The sequence below is a fragment of the Streptomyces sp. NPDC052064 genome (genome assembly GCF_055585925.1).
This window is the reverse complement of record NZ_JBVJJE010000010.1, coordinates 132,919-150,023: the sequence shown is the minus strand read 5'-3', so window position 1 is coordinate 150,023 and position 17,105 is coordinate 132,919. Positions and strand designations below refer to the sequence as shown.

Annotated in this window: 17 protein-coding genes; 6 read left to right on the top strand and 11 right to left on the bottom strand. The window is 73.3% G+C overall.

The window, feature by feature from the left end; translation table 11 throughout:
* Positions 1-22: 22 nt before the first annotated feature.
* Positions 23-886 (top strand): phosphatidylinositol-specific phospholipase C/glycerophosphodiester phosphodiesterase family protein, encoded by an 864-nt coding sequence (locus ACZ6TU_RS26715; RefSeq protein WP_469551596.1) that lies wholly within the window; start codon positions 23-25, stop codon positions 884-886.
* Between the two features lie 155 nt (positions 887-1,041).
* Complete coding sequence (locus ACZ6TU_RS26710; RefSeq protein ID WP_467676128.1) at positions 1,042-1,236, top strand: hypothetical protein; 195 nt, start codon at positions 1,042-1,044, stop codon at positions 1,234-1,236.
* Between the two features lie 2 nt (positions 1,237-1,238).
* Here the strand turns inward: ACZ6TU_RS26710 and ACZ6TU_RS26705 are convergent, their stop codons facing one another.
* From ACZ6TU_RS26705 to xylB, 6 genes are all read right to left on the bottom strand, one after another.
* A complete protein-coding gene (locus ACZ6TU_RS26705) occupies positions 1,239-2,477 on the bottom strand; it encodes a phosphodiester glycosidase family protein (protein ID WP_469551593.1) in 1,239 nt (412 codons plus the stop codon).
* A 127-nt stretch (positions 2,478-2,604) separates the two neighbouring features.
* Positions 2,605-3,777 (bottom strand): bifunctional class I SAM-dependent methyltransferase/NUDIX hydrolase, encoded by a 1,173-nt coding sequence (locus tag ACZ6TU_RS26700; protein ID WP_469551589.1) that lies wholly within the window; start codon positions 3,775-3,777, stop codon positions 2,605-2,607.
* 3 nt (positions 3,778-3,780) lie between these two features.
* A complete protein-coding gene (locus ACZ6TU_RS26695) occupies positions 3,781-4,176 on the bottom strand; it encodes a luciferase domain-containing protein (protein WP_467676123.1) in 396 nt (131 codons plus the stop codon).
* Between the two features lie 104 nt (positions 4,177-4,280).
* On the bottom strand, positions 4,281-4,883 hold the full coding sequence (locus ACZ6TU_RS26690) for an N-acetylmuramoyl-L-alanine amidase (protein WP_469551585.1): 603 nt from the start codon (positions 4,881-4,883) through the stop codon (positions 4,281-4,283).
* A 225-nt stretch (positions 4,884-5,108) separates the two neighbouring features.
* A complete protein-coding gene (locus tag ACZ6TU_RS26685; RefSeq protein ID WP_467676119.1) occupies positions 5,109-6,317 on the bottom strand; it encodes an ROK family protein in 1,209 nt (402 codons plus the stop codon).
* A gap of 15 nt (positions 6,318-6,332) precedes the next feature.
* The gene (xylB, locus tag ACZ6TU_RS26680) at positions 6,333-7,778 is read right to left on the bottom strand and encodes a xylulokinase (protein ID WP_469551583.1); all 1,446 of its coding nucleotides are present in this window, start codon (positions 7,776-7,778) and stop codon (positions 6,333-6,335) included.
* 116 nt (positions 7,779-7,894) lie between these two features.
* Here xylB and xylA point away from each other — a divergent pair, with 116 nt between their 5' ends.
* Positions 7,895-9,061, top strand: coding sequence for a xylose isomerase (gene xylA, locus ACZ6TU_RS26675; RefSeq protein WP_467676115.1), 1,167 nt, complete (start codon positions 7,895-7,897; stop codon positions 9,059-9,061).
* 156 nt (positions 9,062-9,217) lie between these two features.
* Positions 9,218-9,556, top strand: coding sequence for a hypothetical protein (locus ACZ6TU_RS26670; protein ID WP_469551578.1), 339 nt, complete (start codon positions 9,218-9,220; stop codon positions 9,554-9,556).
* Here ACZ6TU_RS26670 and ACZ6TU_RS26665 read toward each other — a convergent pair.
* Positions 9,545-10,828 (bottom strand): SWIM zinc finger family protein, encoded by a 1,284-nt coding sequence (locus tag ACZ6TU_RS26665; RefSeq protein WP_469551575.1) that lies wholly within the window; start codon positions 10,826-10,828, stop codon positions 9,545-9,547. The two genes, ACZ6TU_RS26670 and ACZ6TU_RS26665, sit on opposite strands and share 12 nt — an antisense overlap.
* Complete coding sequence (locus ACZ6TU_RS26660; protein ID WP_469551822.1) at positions 10,825-13,617, bottom strand: DEAD/DEAH box helicase; 2,793 nt, start codon at positions 13,615-13,617, stop codon at positions 10,825-10,827. The genes ACZ6TU_RS26665 and ACZ6TU_RS26660 overlap by 4 nt, the downstream gene beginning before the upstream one ends.
* 296 nt (positions 13,618-13,913) lie before the next feature.
* On the opposite strand from ACZ6TU_RS26660, the gene ACZ6TU_RS26655 reads away from it, so the two are divergent.
* A complete protein-coding gene (locus ACZ6TU_RS26655) occupies positions 13,914-14,096 on the top strand; it encodes a hypothetical protein (protein WP_010040978.1) in 183 nt (60 codons plus the stop codon).
* A 68-nt stretch (positions 14,097-14,164) separates the two neighbouring features.
* Here ACZ6TU_RS26655 and ACZ6TU_RS26650 read toward each other — a convergent pair whose 3' ends face one another.
* Together ACZ6TU_RS26650 and ACZ6TU_RS26645 are read right to left on the bottom strand one after the other, a co-directional pair.
* The gene (locus tag ACZ6TU_RS26650; RefSeq protein ID WP_467676109.1) at positions 14,165-15,022 is read right to left on the bottom strand and encodes a hypothetical protein; all 858 of its coding nucleotides are present in this window, start codon (positions 15,020-15,022) and stop codon (positions 14,165-14,167) included.
* Positions 15,023-15,157: 135 nt separating this feature from the next.
* Positions 15,158-15,454 (bottom strand): hypothetical protein, encoded by a 297-nt coding sequence (locus tag ACZ6TU_RS26645; RefSeq protein ID WP_467676107.1) that lies wholly within the window; start codon positions 15,452-15,454, stop codon positions 15,158-15,160.
* A gap of 97 nt (positions 15,455-15,551) precedes the next feature.
* Between ACZ6TU_RS26645 and ACZ6TU_RS26640 the strand changes: the two genes are divergently transcribed.
* Positions 15,552-16,454 (top strand): oxygenase MpaB family protein, encoded by a 903-nt coding sequence (locus ACZ6TU_RS26640; protein WP_467676105.1) that lies wholly within the window; start codon positions 15,552-15,554, stop codon positions 16,452-16,454.
* Positions 16,455-16,489: 35 nt separating this feature from the next.
* Here ACZ6TU_RS26640 and ACZ6TU_RS26635 read toward each other — a convergent pair whose 3' ends face one another.
* On the bottom strand, positions 16,490-17,089 hold the full coding sequence (locus tag ACZ6TU_RS26635) for a class I SAM-dependent methyltransferase (RefSeq protein ID WP_469551570.1): 600 nt from the start codon (positions 17,087-17,089) through the stop codon (positions 16,490-16,492).
* Positions 17,090-17,105 lie beyond the last annotated feature (16 nt).

Here is a 17,105-nt window from a genome sequence, read left to right as displayed (position 1 = left end):
GGCACTTCCAGGGAGGCAGAGCATGGACCTCACCACCCGTCGCAGAGCCCTCACCACCCTCGGCGCCGCCCTCGCGGGTTCGGTCGCCCTCCCCGCCGCCCACGCCCGCGCCGGCGAACGGCGGCACGGGCCCCGCCCGTTGTGGCACGCCCACGCCCACAACGACTACGAGCACCCGCGCCCCCTGCTCGACGCCCTCGGCCACCGCTTCGGCAGCGTCGAGGCCGACATCCACCTCGTCGGCGACCAGCTCCTCGTCGCCCACGACCCGGAGGACCTCGACCCGGCCCGCACGCTGGAGTCCCTCTACCTCGACCCGCTCGCCGCGCGCGTGCGGGCCAACCGCGGTCGCGTGTACCGGGGGTACCGCGGATCGCTGCAACTGCTCGTCGACATCAAGACCGAGGGCTCGTCGACGTACCTCGAACTCGACCGCCACCTCAGGCGTTACCGGCACCTGTTCACGACGTACGCCCACGGCCGCGTCCACCCCGGCCCGGTCACCGCCGTCATCTCCGGCGACCGTGCTGCCCGTGCCCCCATGGAGGCCCAGACCGTCCGACGCGCCTTCTACGACGGCCGGCTCGCCGACCTCGGCAGCCAGGCGCCGGCCTCCTTCATCCCGCTGATCAGCGACAACTGGACGCTCAACTTCACCTGGCAGGGCGTGGGCGCGTTCCCGGACGCCGAGCGCGAGAAGCTGCGGGGTATCGTCCGGGCCGCGCACAGGCGGGGGCAGAAGGTGCGGTTCTGGGCGACCCCGGATCTCGCCGGGCCCGCCCGTGAGGCGCTGTGGGCCGAACTGCTCGCCGCGGACGTCGACTACCTCAACACGGACGACCTCGCCGGACTGGAGGCGTTCCTGGACGCCCGGCGGCCGGCGTAGGACGCGTACGCGACACCTTGGACTCCTTGGACACGTAGGACACGGACATCACACGTTCGGCGGACAGGTCAGCTGCCCGGACGAACCCTCCGCTACGCCACACTTACGGCCGAACGCTGTGAAACGGACATGGCGGCGTGGCGGAGGAGTCGACGATGGCCATTTCCATCTCTGTGGTGCTGCTGCTCGGGATCCTGGCGGTGATCTTCCTGCGCAACGGCGGCCTGAAGGTCTCCCATGCGCTGGTCTGCCTGCTGCTCGGCTTCTACCTGGCCAGCACCAGCATCGCCCCCACCATCCACAGCGGCCTCACGGCGACGGCGGACATCGTCAGCGGTCTGCGGCCCTGACGTCACGGCCCCGAGAACACGCCGATGCCGTTCGGAACGGCGCGTTCGGCGCCGCCGCTGGGGTGGTTGCGCACCGAGACGCTGCCCGCGCCCGCCTTCCGGGCGACCAGCGTCGACGAGCCGCCGCCGTCCAGGCTGAAGGCGTCGTCCGAGCCCAGCTTCCGCATGATGCCGGCCACTTCGGCGATCGTCAGGCCGCTGCGGTAGGCGGCGGCGCCGTCCAGCGCGAGCAGCAGCATCCGCCGCCCGCCGTCGGCGATCCCCACGGCCGTACGGACGGCCGACGTCGTGTCGTCCAGACCCGGCAGCGGCCGCCCGTCCGTGAGGACCGGGTAGCCGCCGAGGGCGAGGCGGTACGCGGTGCCGTCCGTGGCCGCCACGAGACGGTGCTCGACGTCGACCGCTTCGCCGGTGGACAACTTCCGCAACCGCTGGGCCCCGGCCTCCCGGCCGACCAGCACCGTCGTCCCCGCGGCGATGGGACCGCTGCCGGGCGTGTCGGCGGCTGACACCACCTTGCCGTCGCGGACCGTCACCTCGTAGGTGTCCGTACTGCAGGGGGCGGCCCGGTCCATGTCCGTGCCGCACGTGGCGCGCACGCGGGAGACGCTGCCCCAGTCGGAGGTGAACGCACCGACCGAACCCACCGGCAGCGCGTACTGGTTGAGCCCGCCCAGCGGCACCTGCGCCTCGGCCGTACGGACCGAGCCGTCCAGGGCCAGCCTGTCCAGCCGCGCCACCCCGTCGGTGCCGACGCCGAACACGTCCTCGGTGGTCGTGCCGGGCGGCAGCGCGGGGCCGAAACGCTGTCCGTTCGGCACGGCCGCCTTGAGCGTCCGCCCGGCCGCGATCGCCGGACCGACGCTCGCGCCGGTCGCCTCGACGCCCGGGTGCTGCGTCTCGGTGATGTTGAAGAAGTCGCCGTTGACACCGGCGACGGCCCCCTGGGAGTCGGCCATCCGCGAGACCTGTGCGCGCGAGGCCACGGCCCCGGGATACAGCAGATCGACCCGTACCCGAGGATGGCCCAGGTCGACCCTCAGTACGTGCGCATGGGTCACCCCCTCGGCCGCCTTGATGTCGAACTCCTCGTACATGACACCCGGCGCGATCCGTACACCCTTCTGGACGGCGCCGGCCGGAGCCGCCCCCGCCAGGGCCGCACCGGCCAGCGCGCCGAACGCCGTGAGAAACGCCAATACCGCTCTGCCTGCTCCCCGTCGCCTGCGACGACCTGTCACCGTGCCCCCTGATGCCTCGTCAACTGTCCGGACTCTCAAGGGCAGTGCAGCAGATCACGAGGACCGGCAGTGTGGCTGTGCGCCGACTACGCGGGAACGGCTGAAAAAGCGCACCCTTCCGGGTGCTTCAGCTGTCGCCCGTTCCGGTGTCGTACGGCGTGAAGTGAGCGGGCGTGTGGTCGATCGGCAGACCCGGCCGCCAGGCGGTGAGGGACTGCGCGCTGCACACGAACAGCTCCTCCGGCAGCCGGTCCAGGGCGAACCAGCGCCAGCGGCCCACGCTCTCCCCGGGCTGGTCCGACGGCTCTCCACGCCAGGCGGTGACCCAGGCGGCCACCGTCACCCGTACGACACCGCCGGCGTCGTCGAGGAGTGTCCCCAGCAGCCGGACGTCCTCCGGCCGGGCGTCGAGCCCCGTCTCCTCGCCGAGTTCGCGCACGACCGCCTCCCGCAACGACTCCCCGGGCTCCACCGTCCCGCCGGGCAGCTCCCAGGTTCCGTGCCGGTGCCGGCCCAGGAGCAGTCCGCGTGGCCCGTGCAGGACGGCACCGACCCCGAGCGCGGCATGGGCCACCGGCGGCTTGGCGGTGCGCGGCCGGGAGGAGACGCGGACGGGCCGTGTCACCCGGAAGAGCCGGTACGACGCGTGGTTGTCGGCCTGCGGCGTGTCGAGGACGTCGACCTGCTCCACGCGCAGCCCGTGCTCGGCGAGCAGGGCCGTCCAGAGTTCCGGGTCGAGGACCCACATCTGGACGGTGACGTCCCCGCCGCCGGCCAGCCGCAGGATCTCCGGCCGGGCGACGACCTCGTCCGACGGGCCGTCACCGTGCGAGTTGGTGTGCAGCACGGTGAAGCAGAGCCTGCCGCCCGGCCTGAGCGCCGCGGCCAGGGCGGGCAGCAGCCGGTGCGGGTCGATGTAGGGCACGGCGTTGACCGAGTAGATGACGTCGTACGCCTCCGCCGAGCGCAGATGCTCCACCGCGTCGGCCAGGACCAGGCGCAGCCCGGGCAGGGATCCGTAGCGGGCGCGCGCCCGTTCGTACTGCCCGCTCGAGGAGTCGACGGCGTCCACCAGCGCGCCGTGAGCACGGACCAGATGGGCGGCGTGCCGGGCCGGACCGCACCCGAGGTCCAGCACACGCCGGCCGGTCAGTTCCCCGAGCACCTCGATCCCCGGCCCGGCGCCCTCGAACCCCCAGTCGATCCCCGCCACCTCGGGCAGCACCGTGCCACGCCGCAGGTGGTGTGCTCCGTACGTGCGCCACGCCTCCGCGTTGACGGCCTCCGGTCGGGTCGCCAAGGCTCAGCCGCCCGCCACGGCGTCGCGCGGCAGGACCGTGACACGGTGGAAGTTGCACCCGGCCGGCTGCGGTTCCTGGCCGGCGGGCGGGGTCTGGTGGGCCTTGAGGGCGATGCTCACCAGGCTCAGCAGCAGGTCGATGTCCGCCTCGCAGTCGAGGTGGACCGTCACCCAGCACGATCCGGGCACCAGGTGGATCGCGCTCGAACCGGCGAGGTCGTAATGGAAGCGCTGGATGGCCCGGCGGGTGAGGTGGAGGTCGACGTCCCGTCTCGAGTGGAAGTGGACGATTTCGTCACGGACGGAACGGAGTGCCCGTCCGGTGCCGCAACTCGCCGGGCCCGCCATCAGGTCGGGCCAGGCCTGCAAACGCTCCAGGGCGCGCTGGGCCAGAGTCATGCTCCCATCGTTGCGCGCTTACCGTGCCGCAACCAGAGGTTGAGCGTTTTGTAACCGGGACGTGAGGTGGAGGGCCGGGGCAGAGGTAGGGAAATGCGCTGTTCTCAGGCGGAGTTGTCGACCAGTCTCATATAGCGCTTCCAGTCCCAGTGCCGGCCGGGATCGGTGTGGTCGCTGCCCGGTACCTCGTGGTGGCCGATGATGTGCGCCCGGTTCCTGGGGATGTCGTACCTCGCGCAGATCGCCGCGGTGAGCCGGGCCGACCGCTCGTACATCGCGTCGGTGAAGTACGACGGCTGGTCCACCCAGCCCTCGTGCTCGATGCCGATGCTGCGGGTGTTGTAGTCCCAGTTCCCCGCGTGCCACGCGATGTCGGTCTCGCGCACGCACTGTGCCACGTGCCCGTCGGACGAGCGCACCACGTAGTGCGCGGACACCTTCTTCCTGGGATTCCGGAAGACGGACAGGGTGCCGGAGTAGGTCGTCTGCGCGACGTGGATGATCACGTAGCGCAGCGGATGGGCGCGGGGGCGGTCCGACGGCGTGTAGTTGCTGCGGCTCGCCGGGTGCCATGCGGCTCCGGGGTGGTCGACTGCCTGGGGCCGGGCGGCGGCCCGTGCGTCGGGGAACAGGGCGTACGGGACGGCGGTGAGGGCGGCGCCCATGAGGAGGCCTCGCCTGCTGGGGAAGGGGGTGGTCCGTTCCATGAGTGTGTGCCTTCCGGGCTCGACGGCGGGTGTCTCTTGCTCAGCTGCTGGGAGCGGCGGCCGTTGTGGTCGCGGCCCGCGTGGATCAAGTTACGTCGCCAGCCGGTCGGCCCGAAGGAAGCGATGCATTTCGGTGGAGGGGTGCGGAGATGTGGACAACTCGCTCACCCGGTTGGGTGATTGACGGGCGTGGTGAGCTGGTCCCGCCTGGGTCAGGGCCCGTCGTCAGGCCCGCTCGGCAACGGTGGCCGGATCGTCCAGCACCGCCCGCACGACCGAGTGCGCGGCCCCCAGCAGTGGCCCCTGAGGACCCAGCCGGGACACGGACACGGGACAGGCCGGGCCCGCCGTACGGCGCGCCAACTCGTCCCGCAGCGACGGCAGCAGCCACGGCGCCAGCCCGGACAGTTCCCCGCCCAGCACCACGCTCTCCGGGTCGAGCAGATTGACCGCCCCGGTCAGGGCGACTCCGAGCGCGGTGCCCGCGTCGCGCAGGGCACGGCGTACGTCCTCGTCGCCCTCGGCCGCGAGTCCCGCCAGCAGCCCGACCCGGTCCTCGTCCGGCTCCAGACCGGCCGCGCGCAGCACCGCCTCCTCGCCGGCGTACTGCTCCAGGCACCCGTGCCCGCCGCACGCGCACTCCGGCCCGTCCGGCTGGACCGGCACATGCCCCAACTCGCCCGCGAAACCGCGGGTTCCGCGCAGCAGTCCGCCGTCCACGACGACCGCCGCACCGATGCCGATCTCCGCCGACACGTGCAGGAAGTCGCGCGGCGTGCCGTCGCCGAGCCAGAGTTCGGCGAGCGCGCCGAAATTGGCCTCGTTGTCCACGGTCAGCGGGAGGTCCGCCGGCAGCAGGTCGCCGAGGTCCGTGTCGTGCCAGCCGAGGTTCGGGGCGCGTACGACGGTCCGGGCGTCGCGCGCCACCAGACCCGGCACGGCCACGGCGAGACCGGCCGGCCACAGGCCCTCGCCCTCCGCCTCGGCGACGACCCGGCGGACGAGTTCGGTCAGCTCGGCGAGCACGGGCCCGGGGGAGCGGCCGCGGTTCGCGCCCTGGCGTATCGCCCGCGACCGGGTCGCGCCGCGCAGGTCCACGGCACAGACCGCGAGATGGTCGACGCCGACCTCCGCGCCGATCCCCGCCGGGCCGCGTCCGCTCAGCGCGAGCGCGGAACCGGGGCGGCCCACCCGGCCGGGCCGTTCGGGCCCCAGTTCCTCCAGCAGGCCGGAGCGGATGAGTTCGTCGACGAGCGTCGACACCGCCGCCCGGGTCAGGCCGATCCGTGAGGCGACGGCGGCCCGGGACAGCGGCCCCTCGGCGCGGACGGCGTGCAGGACACGGGCGAGGTTGCGGCGGCGCATGCCCTGCTGGGTGTCCGGCAGGGCGCGTCCCGGGCCGGCCGGACGGGCCTCGTGCAGCGGTGCGGTCATGCCTGACGCCAGTCCTCAGTGGGTGTCCGTGGGTTGCTCCAGCAGCGGAGCCGCGTCGGAGAGTACCCCGGCGATCCTGGCCATCGTCTCCTCGTCCCTCTCGACGGCGTCGAGCACCGGCCCGGCCGCCGTGTTCCAGCGCCGGGCGACCGCCGCCGGGTCCTCCCCCGTCAGCACTCCGGCCGCCTGGGCGGCGGCACCGAGCGCCACCAGCTCCTTGGCCTCGGGCACCTGCACGGGACGCCCCGACAGCCGCAGGACGGTCTGCTGCCACGCCGCGCCCCGGGCACCGCCGCCGATCAGCAACAGGGGCGCCGAGGGGTCCGCGTCCTGGTCCAGGACCAGGTCGAGTGCGCCGAGCAGGGAGTGGACGGCACCGTCGTAGGCGGCCTGGAGCAGCTGGCCGGCGGTCGTGTCGTGGCGCAGGCCGTGCAGCAGACCGGAGGCGTTCGGCAGGTTCGGGGTGCGTTCGCCGTCCAGGAAGGGCAGCAGCGTCACGGCCGTGCCGGGTTCGACGGCCTCGCGGTCCAAGCCCAGCAGCGTCGCGACGCGGTCCACGGCGAGCGTGCAGTTCAGGGTGCAGGCCAGCGGCAGCCAGTCACCGCGGGCGTCGGCGAAACCGGCCACCGTGCCGCTCGGGTCGGCGGGCCGCCGCTGCGACACCGCGTACACCGTGCCGGAAGTACCGAGGCTCATCACCGGCATGCCCGGACGCAGCCCCAGGCCCAGCGCCGCGGCGGCGTTGTCGCCGGTGCCGGGTGCGACCAGGGTGCCCTTGGAGAACGGCAGATCATGGCTGTCGCGCACCGTGCCCGCCACCTCGCCGGGCCGGATCACACGGGGCAGGAGGGCCGGGTCGAGCCCCACGTGCGCCAGGATCTCCTCGTCGTACGACTCCGTCCCGGACGCCCACCAGCCCGTCCCGGAGACGTCGCCGCGGTCGGTCGTGCCCTGCCCGGTGAGCCGCTCGGTGAGGTAGTCGTGGGGCAGGCGCACGGCCTTCGTGGCGCGCGCCGCCTCGGGCTCGTGCTCGGCCAGCCAGGCCCACTTGGTGACCGTGAAGGAGGCGGCGGGGACGCTGCCGGTGCGTTCGGCCCAGAACTTCGAGCCACCCAGTTCCTCGGTCAGCCGGCGAGCCTGCGGCGCCGAACGCACGTCGTTCCACAGCAGGGCGGGCCGCACCGGCTCGCCCCGGTCGTCCAGGGTGACCAGGCCGTGCTGCTGCCCGCCGACCGACACCGCGGCGGCCTCGTGCGCCGCCTCGCCGCACTGGCGCAGGGCCTCGCACAGCGCGTCCCACCACTGCCGCGGATCGCTCTCGCGCCCGGCCCCCGAGGAGACCGTGTGCGGCGCCTGGCCGCTCGCGACGACCCGGCCGGTGGCCGCGTCGACGACCAGCGCCTTGGTGGACTGGGTGGACGAGTCCACGCCGACGACGAGCGGACCCTCGGCTTCTGACATCGGGTTTCTCCCTCTGCTCTCGTCCCGAGACACCTTGTCTCTTCCCAGGAAGGTGCTCGCATACTAATTTGTAAATCGGCATGACGAAATAGCCTCAGCGAGCAAGGAGCCGCGGCATGAGCTACCAGCCCACCCCCGAGGACAGGTTCACCTTCGGACTGTGGACCGTCGGCTGGCAGGGACGGGATCCCTTCGGCGACGCCACGCGGCGTGCCCTCGACCCGGTCGAGACGGTGCAGCGACTGGCCGAGCTCGGCGCCCACGGCGTCACCTTCCACGACGACGACCTGATCCCGTTCGGCTCGAGCGACACCGAGCGCGAAGCCCACATCAAGCGCTTCCGGCAGGCACTGGACGCCACGGGCATGAAGGTCCCGATGGCCACCACCAACCTCTTCACGCACCCGGTCTTCAAGGACGGCGCGTTCACCGCCAACGACCGCGACGTGCGCCGCTACGCGCTGCGCAAGACCATCCGCAACATCGACCTCGCCGTCGAGCTCGGCGCCCAGGTGTACGTGGCCTGGGGCGGCCGGGAGGGCGCCGAGTCGGGCGCCGCCAAGGACGTCCGCGCGGCCCTGGACCGGATGAAGGAGGCCTTCGACCTGCTCGGCGAGTACGTCACCTCCCAGGGCTACGACCTGCGCTTCGCGATCGAGCCCAAGCCGAACGAGCCGCGCGGCGACATCCTGCTGCCCACCGTCGGCCACGCCCTGGCCTTCATCGAGCGCCTGGAGCGTCCGGAGCTGTACGGCGTGAACCCCGAGGTCGGGCACGAGCAGATGGCCGGGCTGAACTTCCCGCACGGCATCGCGCAGGCGCTGTGGGCGGGCAAGCTGTTCCACATCGACCTCAACGGCCAGTCCGGCATCAAGTACGACCAGGACCTGCGCTTCGGCGCCGGCGACCTGCGTGCCGCGTTCTGGCTGGTCGACCTGCTGGAGTCGGCCGGCTACACCGGCCCGCGGCACTTCGACTTCAAGCCGCCGCGGACCGAGGACCTCGACGGGGTGTGGGCCTCGGCGGCCGGCTGCATGCGCAACTACCTCATCCTCAAGGAGCGCGCCGCCGCCTTCCGTGCCGACCCGGAGGTCCAGGAGGCCCTGAGTGCGGCCCGCCTGGACGAGCTGGCCCAGCCCACCGCCGCGGACGGCCTCCAGGCCCTGCTCGCCGACCGGTCGGCCTTCGAGGCCTTCGACGTCGACGCGGCCGCCGCCCGCGGCATGGCCTTCGAGCACTTGGACCAGCTGGCGATGGACCACCTGCTGGGGGCCCGCGGCTGAGCGCACGCGCGCGTGCCGGACGTCGGCCGGTCACGGGGTGTGTGACCGGCCGGCGGTTCCGTAATGCTCCGGAATCATGCGATCCACGCCATGAGCCGGTATCAACTCGAGTGCGCCCCTGCCGCGTTGAGGCCGTGCGCGGCGACTCTGGTCGGTATGGCCATGCCGCCCGTACCGCCTCATCCGCCGGGGCCTCCCCGGCGCCGGAATCCGCTGCTCATCCTGCTCGCCCTGCTCGTGGCCGTCGCAGCCGTGTCCTTGGTGGTGCTGATGGCCAGGGGAAGCGACGACTCGCCGGACCGGGAGCCGCCCGCCGAGAGCACGAGCCGCACCCCCGCCCCGTCCTTCGGCATCCCCACCCAGCTGCCCACCGAGGTGCCCAGCAAGCTGCCGACCCGGCTGCCGTCGGGTTTTCCCAGCCGGTTGCCGAGCGATCTGCCGAGCGGCCTCGAATCGCTCCTGCCGTCCCTGGACACCGGCGAGCTACTGCCCTGAGCTCAGAGCGGCTTCGTCACCGGCGGCGAGCTCCGCCGATGTCAGTGCCGTCGCCGGATCCTGCGCGGCGCCTCCCGAGGGCAGCCAGCGGCCGCGTTCCTTGTGGTACGGCCACCACCGGCCGTCCCGGCCGAGGCGCAGCTGGACCGGTGCGCCGACGACCGTCCAGCGGTTGCCCCGCGCCCGCAGTTCCGGCCGCTCGTCAGCGTCCCAGGCCGACCCCAGGGCGGCACGCGCGCGTGCGAGCGTCTCGCCCTCCACCTTCCACTCCTCGTCGAGCACGGACAACGCGGCCGTACCGCCGTGGCGCCAGGCACGGACCGCCGCTGCCAGGCCCTCCCGGCCGCGTCCCGACCCGTCGGCGAGACGGTCCGCCACCTCTTGCCACGGGGCGCCCGCGGCCAGCCGTACGGCGTCTTCCGCGACGGTCGAGTTCGCGCCGGGAGGGCGCTGTCCGTCCGTGTCCCGGAGTGACTCCGCGAGCAGCCGGTGGGCCTGTACGGCGGTCCGCGCGGCCAGGAACTCCAGCGCGGCCGGGTCGATACCCGGAGCGGGCGGCGTCTCGGTGTCCAGGGACGGCGGCACCCCCGGCTCATCGGGGAGTCCGGGCAGGGGCGGCAGCGGAGGCAGGATGTCGCCGGCCGCGTACGCCTCGGCCGCGTCCACACCCTCGTGACCGGAACGCTCCGCGGCGGAGGCGCCGCTGCGCGACTGGAGATCGTTCAGCAGGGTGGCTTCGTCGCGTCCCCGCATCAGGAACAGGACGAACGGGTCCTGGTCCAGCAACCGCGCCACCTGGTAGCAGAGCGCTGCCGTGTGCCCGCAGTGGTCCCAGGCTCCGCAGCCGCACTCCGGCTCCAGATCGCCCAGGCCCGGCAGCAGTTCGACGCCCGCGGCCGCCGCGTCCTCGACCAGGTGAGGCGGCATCTCCCGGTCCAGCAGCGCCGCCACGTGACCGGCCCGCTCCACGGTCATGTCCAGGAAGCGGTCCCACTGCTCGGGCGAGAGCCCGTCCAGCAGGACGTCGGCCCGGTGGGCTGTGCGGTCGCGGTCCTGGACGACGGCCGTGAGCCGCCCCGGGCGCACCGACACCGCTCCGACCGCTCCGGCGCGCGCGAGCCGGCGGCCCGTCTTGAGCTGCGCCGAGTCCAGTGCCGTGTCCTCCAGCGCCTTCAGCCAGGCCTGGCCCCACCAGGTCTGTGCGAAGCCCCGTCCGCGCGCGGGCGGCAGCGCGGCGAACGTGCGCTCCATGTCAGTGTCGTACCGAGTCATCGCAGGCCCCCTCGCAGTTCGACCAGATCCGCCAGCTCCGCGTCCGTCAGCTCCGTGAGGGCGGCCTCGCCGGAGCCCAGGACCGCGTCCGCCAGCTCCCGCTTGCGGGCCAGCAGCTCGGCGATGCGGTCCTCGATGGTTCCCTCGGCGACGAGCCGGTGCACCTGCACGGGCCGGGTCTGGCCGATGCGGTGCGCGCGGTCGGTCGCCTGGGCCTCGACGGCCGGGTTCCACCAGCGGTCGTAGTGCACGACGTGCTCGGCCCGGGTGAGGTTCAGACCGGTGCCCGCCGCCTTCAACGACAGCAGGAACACAGGCACGTGGCCGTCCTGGAAGCGCCGCACCATGGCCTCGCGCTCGGCGACGGGCGTCCCGCCGTGCAGGAACTGCGAGGGTGTGCCGCGGGCGGCCAGGTGCCGTTCGAGGAGGCGGGCCGTCTGCACGTACTGCGTGAAGATCAGCACGCCCGCCTCCTCGGCGAGAATCGTGTCGAGCAGTTCCTCCAGCAGCTCCAGCTTCCCCGAGCGTCCGGCGATCACCGGCCGCTCCTCCTTGAGGTACTGCGCCGGGTGGTTGCAGACCTGCTTGAGGCCGGTCAGCAGCTTCACGATCAGTCCGCGCCGCGCCATGCTGTCGGCGCCGGAGATCTCCGCGAGCGCCTCGCGCACCACGGCCGCGTACAGGCCTGCCTGCTCCTGGGTGAGCGACACCGCGTGATCGGTCTCCGTCTTCGGCGGCAGCTCGGGCGCGATCCCCGGATCCGACTTGCGGCGGCGGAGCAGGAACGGCCGTACGAGGCGGGCCAGCCGGTCCGCGGCGGCCGGGTCCTGACCGCCCTCGACGGCCTCCGCGTATCGCCTGCGGAAGGTGCCGAGCCGGCCCAGCAGCCCGGGAGTGGTCCAGTCGAGGATCGCCCACAGCTCCGACAGATTGTTCTCCACCGGGGTGCCGGTGAGCGCCACGCGCGCGCGTGCGCCGATGGAACGCAGTGCCCGCGCGGTCGAGGAGTGCGGGTTCTTCACGTGCTGGGCCTCGTCCGCCACGAGCATGCCCCACGGCACCTCGGCGAGCCGGGGCGCGTCCAGGCGCATCGTGCCGTACGTGGTGAGCACGAACTCCCCGTCGGCCAGGCCGTCGAGGCCGCGCCGCGCGCCGTGGAAGCGCCGCACGGGTGTGCCGGGCGCGAACCGCTCGATCTCCCGCTGCCAGTTGCCCATCAGGGACGTCGGGCAGACCACCAGGGTGGGCCCGGCGGACCGGGTGTCGGTCTGCCGGTGCAGGTGCAGGGCGATCAGCGTGATCGTCTTGCCGAGCCCCATGTCGTCGGCGAGGCAGCAGCCGAGGCCCAGCGAGGTCATACCGGCGAGCCAGGTCAGGCCCCGCCGCTGGTAGTCCCGCAGGGTGGCCGCGAGGGCGGCCGGCTGCTCCACGGGCTGCTGCGCCTCGGGGTCCGCGAGCCGCTCCCGCAGAGCCGCCAGCCACCCGGTGGGCCGCACCTCGACCCGGCGGCCGTCCACCTCCGCCCAGCCCGTCAGGGCCGCGCCCAGCGCGTCCACCGGCGTGACCTTGTGGTCCTGCCGGGAGCGGGCCAGGCGTACCTCCTGAGGGTCGATCAGGACCCACTGGTCGCGCAGCCGCACCACAGGGCGCTTGGCCTCGGCGAGCCGGTCCAGCTCTTCGCGGCTCAGCCTCCGGTCGCCCAGCGCGAACGACCAGTCGAAGGCGAGCAGCGCGTCGGCGGACAGGAACGACGGCATGGCGGCGAAGGCCTTGCCGGACTCCGGTTCGTCGTCGGAAGGTCCCACCTCCGCGCGCGTGGTGAGCTCGGGGGTCAGACCCTTCGGCCAGTGCACGTCGACTCCGGCCGCCGCCAGCGCCCGGGCGCCCGGGCCGAGCAGCTCGGTGACCTCCTCGTCGGCGAGCTCGACCGCGTCCGGCACGGTCGCCGACAGCAGGGGCATGAGCGGGGCCCAGGCCCGGGCCGCGCGGCGCAGAGCGAGCAGGGCATCCATCCGCGCGCGCGGGCCGAAGGACCCGCCCCCGGCGCCGGCCCAGACGTCCGCGGCGTCCGCCACGAGCGCGGGATCGCTCACGCTGTGCACCTGGAGCACGGCCCGGAACGTCACGTCCGCGTCGTCGGCCGCCGCGTCCGTCAGGCCGTCCGCCTCGATCCGCAGCGACAGCCGCACGCCCGCGTCGTGGCCCGCGGCGACGTCGGCGGCCCACGCGCGCTGCTCGGGCAGACGCACCGGCTCGGGCGAGGCGTAGGCGGGTCCGCCGGTGACCAGCGGCGCGGCGGGGGAGCGGGGCAGGGTGTCGGCGACCGCGTCGAGGAAGTCGCGCAGGAGCTGCTCAGGGTCGGGCAGTCGCAGCGGCCCGGCGCCCGCCAGCGGCACGGCGTGCGCCTCGGGCGGCATGGCGGCGGCGAGGCGGCGTATGGCTTCGACCTCCTGGGCGCGCAGCGGGCCCGTGCGCCAGGCGTCGTGGTCGCCCGGGGACAACCCCGGCAGCACCAGTCCGCGCGCCACGAGGTGCAGGGCGTGCGCGGCCGCCGCGCCCCAGAACACGGTGGCCCGGTGCCCCTGCACGCCGGTACGCGCCCGCATGAGGACCGGCAGGGCGGTGCCCACCGGCACCAGGACGGCGGGCACGCTCTGCGGCTCGACCCCGTCGGCGCCGGGCACGACAACGGTCAGGTCTGTCACGGACGCCGACGCCGTGGCCGGAGGGGTCTCGCCGTCCGGCCGCCAGAAGGCGACGCTGCCCGTGCGGGCCGGGTCGCCGGGCAGGAACACGGCGCGGCAGTGGGCCAGTTCGGAGAAGTCGGAGGAGGGTGCCGGGGGAGTCGGATGCTCGGCTATGGCTTATTCCTCAAATTTGACTAGCGGAGTCGGAGCCGCCGAGGATACAGCACTTCCCGCAACCTCTTGGTATGACTTGACTGTGAGCTGGGTCACCATAGAGGTCTCAGGAGTGCGTAGGGGTCGCGTCTCAGGGATGTCTCAGGGACGCGGTCCGGAACTGCCGCAAGCGCGGGTCCGTTTTCGAGACAGAGAGCGGCAGTGGCCGCGAAGGAGGCGACATCATGTCCAAGAACGCCAAGATCGCCGCAGGCGGTGTGGCGGTCGGGCTCATCCTGTTGATCTGGCTGCCCTGGTGGGCATCGCTCCTGATCATCCTGGGAGTCCCGGCCGCCGCGTATCTCACGCTGGACCCCTCGCAGCGGCGAAGGCTGCGCCGCGCCACCCGCAAGGAGCTGGGCCGTTGACGCGCTGATGACCGGCCCGGCCGAGACCGCACCGGCTCAGTTCGGCCGTATGGCCATCTTGCACCGGCTCAGTTCGGCCGTATGGCCATCTTGTCGAGGGCCTCTAGGAGACCCGGCAGCTCCGGCCCCCGGCCCACCGGCAGGACCTCGCCGGGTTCCTCGTCCAGCAGCACGAAGGCGATGTCGTCGGTCCTGGCCACGAGCGACCAGCCGGGACCGTCGGCCCGCAGGATCCGCGCGTCACCCGGCGCGAACGACGACCGGACCCGGCCCAGCGGCGGCGGGGAGTCGATGTACGTGCGGGCCTCCGCGAGGACGCGCCGGATGCCGCTGTGGCCCTGCTGCCTCTTCTCCCCGCCTCCGCCCGGACCGTCGGCCGCAGCGCCCCCGTCGCCCGGGGTCGCCGAGGACCCCGGCGCCGGGAAGGCCGAGTCGTCGACCTGTTCCCGCCACATCGCCCACTGAAGCGCGATCTCGTCCGCGCCCAGACGCCGCTGGGCAGGGCCCCAGGCCGTGGTGTCCGGCGGAGCCAGCGGGGGCCGGTCGTCGGCCTCCGGGCCGGGATCGTGCGGCGCGGGCACTCCGGGCGCCGCGACGGCGACCGCGAGAGGCCAGCCGGGCAGGGCCGCGACGACCGTGCGCTCGTCGGGCGACAGCTCGTACTCCATCCCGCAGTCCCAGGACGCGATCGCGACGGCCACCAGGGAGACGTCGTCGATGACCACGGTCCACCGGGCACCGTCGCCGTCCTGGCCGAGCACCAGCCCGTACCCGTCGGCGAGCGGCGCGAGGCCGAGCGCCGCGCACGCCTCCGGATAGTCGTCGCCCAGCACGCTCGGGAACTTCGCCGGCGTCAGCAGCACCGCCGTGAGCACATAGAGCGCGTCGTCCGCGGCGGCGACGGTGTCCTCATCCGTCCCGGCCATCCCAGCCTCCCCATCGGTTCGTCCACCGGCGCGCACCCTAGTGTGCGCGGAAGCCGCTTGTCACGGCCTCGTAAGCGCACTTGGAGCTGCCGTTTTCCGGCGGACGGGGCGAATCGGCCCTCCCGGCCGGGCGCGTCACTCCGCCGGCAGCCCCAGCAACTCACGGGCCACGGTCCGGGGCGACTGGCCGCGTTCCCGCGCCAGCGCGATGACGGCCCGGCAGGCCAGCTCGTTCACCCCGAACGACAGCGCCTCGGGCGACACCCAGCCGGCCGCCTCGTCGGCCCGCTCCTGGTCGTCCTCCGCGCTCGCCGTGACGTAGGCCGCGGCCGCCTCGAAAAGATTGTGTGGACGTTTGCCCTCGCCGGCCTTCGTCTCCGTGCGCAAGGCATGAGCGACTCTGCCTCCGGCCTTCCGGACCTTGCCCCACATGCTGACCACCTTCCCCCTGTGCGGATGTCCCGTCGGCCGGTCATCTCCCGGACACCAGCGTAAAGTTGGATTTCCGGTGGCAGAAGGGGGAGGCACTGTGAGGCGCTTCGCACGGCTGGAACAGATACGGCGGATGGACCCGTACCGCGAGGCAACGGAGATCTACCGGCTGAGCGTGGCCTACGAGTTCCCCTGGGACTTCACCCGCGCCCTGGAGCTGGCCCTGTACCGCACGTACGCCGTCCCGAGCATCGGCCGGCTGCTCGCCGAGACGGCGGAACTCACGGAGCGGACGCAGAAGCGTTACGACGACACGTCGCTGCTCCTGGACGCCGTTGTCGAGCACGGCTTCGGCAGCGACCAGGGCAGGACCGCGATCCGCCGCATCAACCAGATGCACCGCAGCTACGACATCAGCAATGACGACATGCGCTACGTGCTCTGCACGTTCGTCGTGGTGCCCAAACGGTGGATCGACGCCTACGGGTGGCGCAGAATGTCGCGCCACGAGATCGTCGCCAGTGCCGTCCACTACCGCACGCTGGGCCGGCACATGGGCATCAAGGACATCCCCGAGACCTATGAGGAGTTCGAGACCTGCCTCGACGGCTACGAGGCGGCCCACTTCTCCTGGGACGAGGAGGCCCGGCGGGTCTCGGACGCCACGCTCGACCTGATGTCCTCCTGGTACCCGCGCCCGCTCGCCCCGCTGCTGCGTACCACGACCCTCGCGCTGCTCGACGACTCGCTGCTGCGTTCCTTCCGCTACACCCCGCCGAGCCCCGCCACGCGCGCGTGGGTGCGTCGCGCGGTACGGCTGCGGGGGCGCGCCGTCCGGCTGCTGCCGCCCCGGCGCGCCCCGCACTTCGCCCGCCAGAACTGGGAGATCAAGGGCTACCCGTACGGCTACCGGCTCGCCGACCTGGGCACGCACCCGGTCCCGGGCGTCCGGGGTTGTCCCGTGCGGCACGTGGCGGCGTCGGACGCCGAGGCCGGGTGACGAAGCCAGGTGACGCGGCCGGGCGACGCGGCAGCTCAGTCCTCGTGGACGGCGAGCGCCAGGAAGCGGGCGTCCTCGTCGACGTACGACGTCATGCGCCATCCCGAACCGGCCAGAAGCGTCCGGAGGTTGGGCTCGGCACGCAGGTCGTCCGGGGTGAGCGGGCGACCGTGGCGCGCGGCCAGGGCCGCCCTGCCGATCGGGTGGAACAGCGCCAGCACACCACCGGGACGCACCACGCGGGCCAGCTCCCGCAGGTTCTCGGCCGGACTCGGCAGATGCGAGATCAGGCCCGCCCCGAACACGGCGTCCAGCGAGTGCGAGCGCAGCGGCAGCGCGGCGACGTCCGTGAGCAGCAACGTCCCGTCCCGGTCCCGTCCGGCCCGCACCGCCTCCCGCAGCATGGCCGGGGTCAGATCGGCCCCGAGCACCACTCCCGAGGGCCCCACGGCGGCACGCAGCGGCGGCAGGGCGCGTCCGGTGCCGCACCCCGCGTCGAGCACGCGGTCGCCCGGGCGCAGTCCGAGCTCGGCGACCGCGGCCGCGTAGGCCGGACCGTCGTCGGGGAACCGGCTGTCCCAGTCGGCGGCGCGGGCGGTGAAGAACTCCTGGACACGCGTCTGGTCGTCGCTCATGTACGGCATGATTCCT

Bases quoted from the DNA above. Each gene is read 5' to 3' on its own strand.
- ACZ6TU_RS26715 (WP_469551596.1), top strand. From the start codon at position 23: ATGGACCTCACCACCCGTCGCAGAGCCCTCACCACCCTCGGCGCCGCC.
- ACZ6TU_RS26710 (WP_467676128.1), top strand. From the start codon at position 1,042: ATGGCCATTTCCATCTCTGTGGTGCTGCTGCTCGGGATCCTGGCGGTG.
- ACZ6TU_RS26695 (WP_467676123.1), bottom strand. From the start codon at position 4,176: ATGACTCTGGCCCAGCGCGCCCTGGAGCGTTTGCAGGCCTGGCCCGAC.
- ACZ6TU_RS26690 (WP_469551585.1), bottom strand. From the start codon at position 4,883: ATGGAACGGACCACCCCCTTCCCCAGCAGGCGAGGCCTCCTCATGGGC.
- ACZ6TU_RS26685 (WP_467676119.1), bottom strand. From the start codon at position 6,317: ATGACCGCACCGCTGCACGAGGCCCGTCCGGCCGGCCCGGGACGCGCC.
- xylB (WP_469551583.1), bottom strand. From the start codon at position 7,778: ATGTCAGAAGCCGAGGGTCCGCTCGTCGTCGGCGTGGACTCGTCCACC.
- xylA (WP_467676115.1), top strand. From the start codon at position 7,895: ATGAGCTACCAGCCCACCCCCGAGGACAGGTTCACCTTCGGACTGTGG.
- ACZ6TU_RS26670 (WP_469551578.1), top strand. From the start codon at position 9,218: ATGGCCATGCCGCCCGTACCGCCTCATCCGCCGGGGCCTCCCCGGCGC.
- ACZ6TU_RS26665 (WP_469551575.1), bottom strand. From the start codon at position 10,828: ATGACTCGGTACGACACTGACATGGAGCGCACGTTCGCCGCGCTGCCG.
- ACZ6TU_RS26655 (WP_010040978.1), top strand. From the start codon at position 13,914: ATGTCCAAGAACGCCAAGATCGCCGCAGGCGGTGTGGCGGTCGGGCTC.
- ACZ6TU_RS26650 (WP_467676109.1), bottom strand. From the start codon at position 15,022: ATGGCCGGGACGGATGAGGACACCGTCGCCGCCGCGGACGACGCGCTC.
- ACZ6TU_RS26645 (WP_467676107.1), bottom strand. From the start codon at position 15,454: ATGTGGGGCAAGGTCCGGAAGGCCGGAGGCAGAGTCGCTCATGCCTTG.
- ACZ6TU_RS26635 (WP_469551570.1), bottom strand. From the start codon at position 17,089: ATGAGCGACGACCAGACGCGTGTCCAGGAGTTCTTCACCGCCCGCGCC.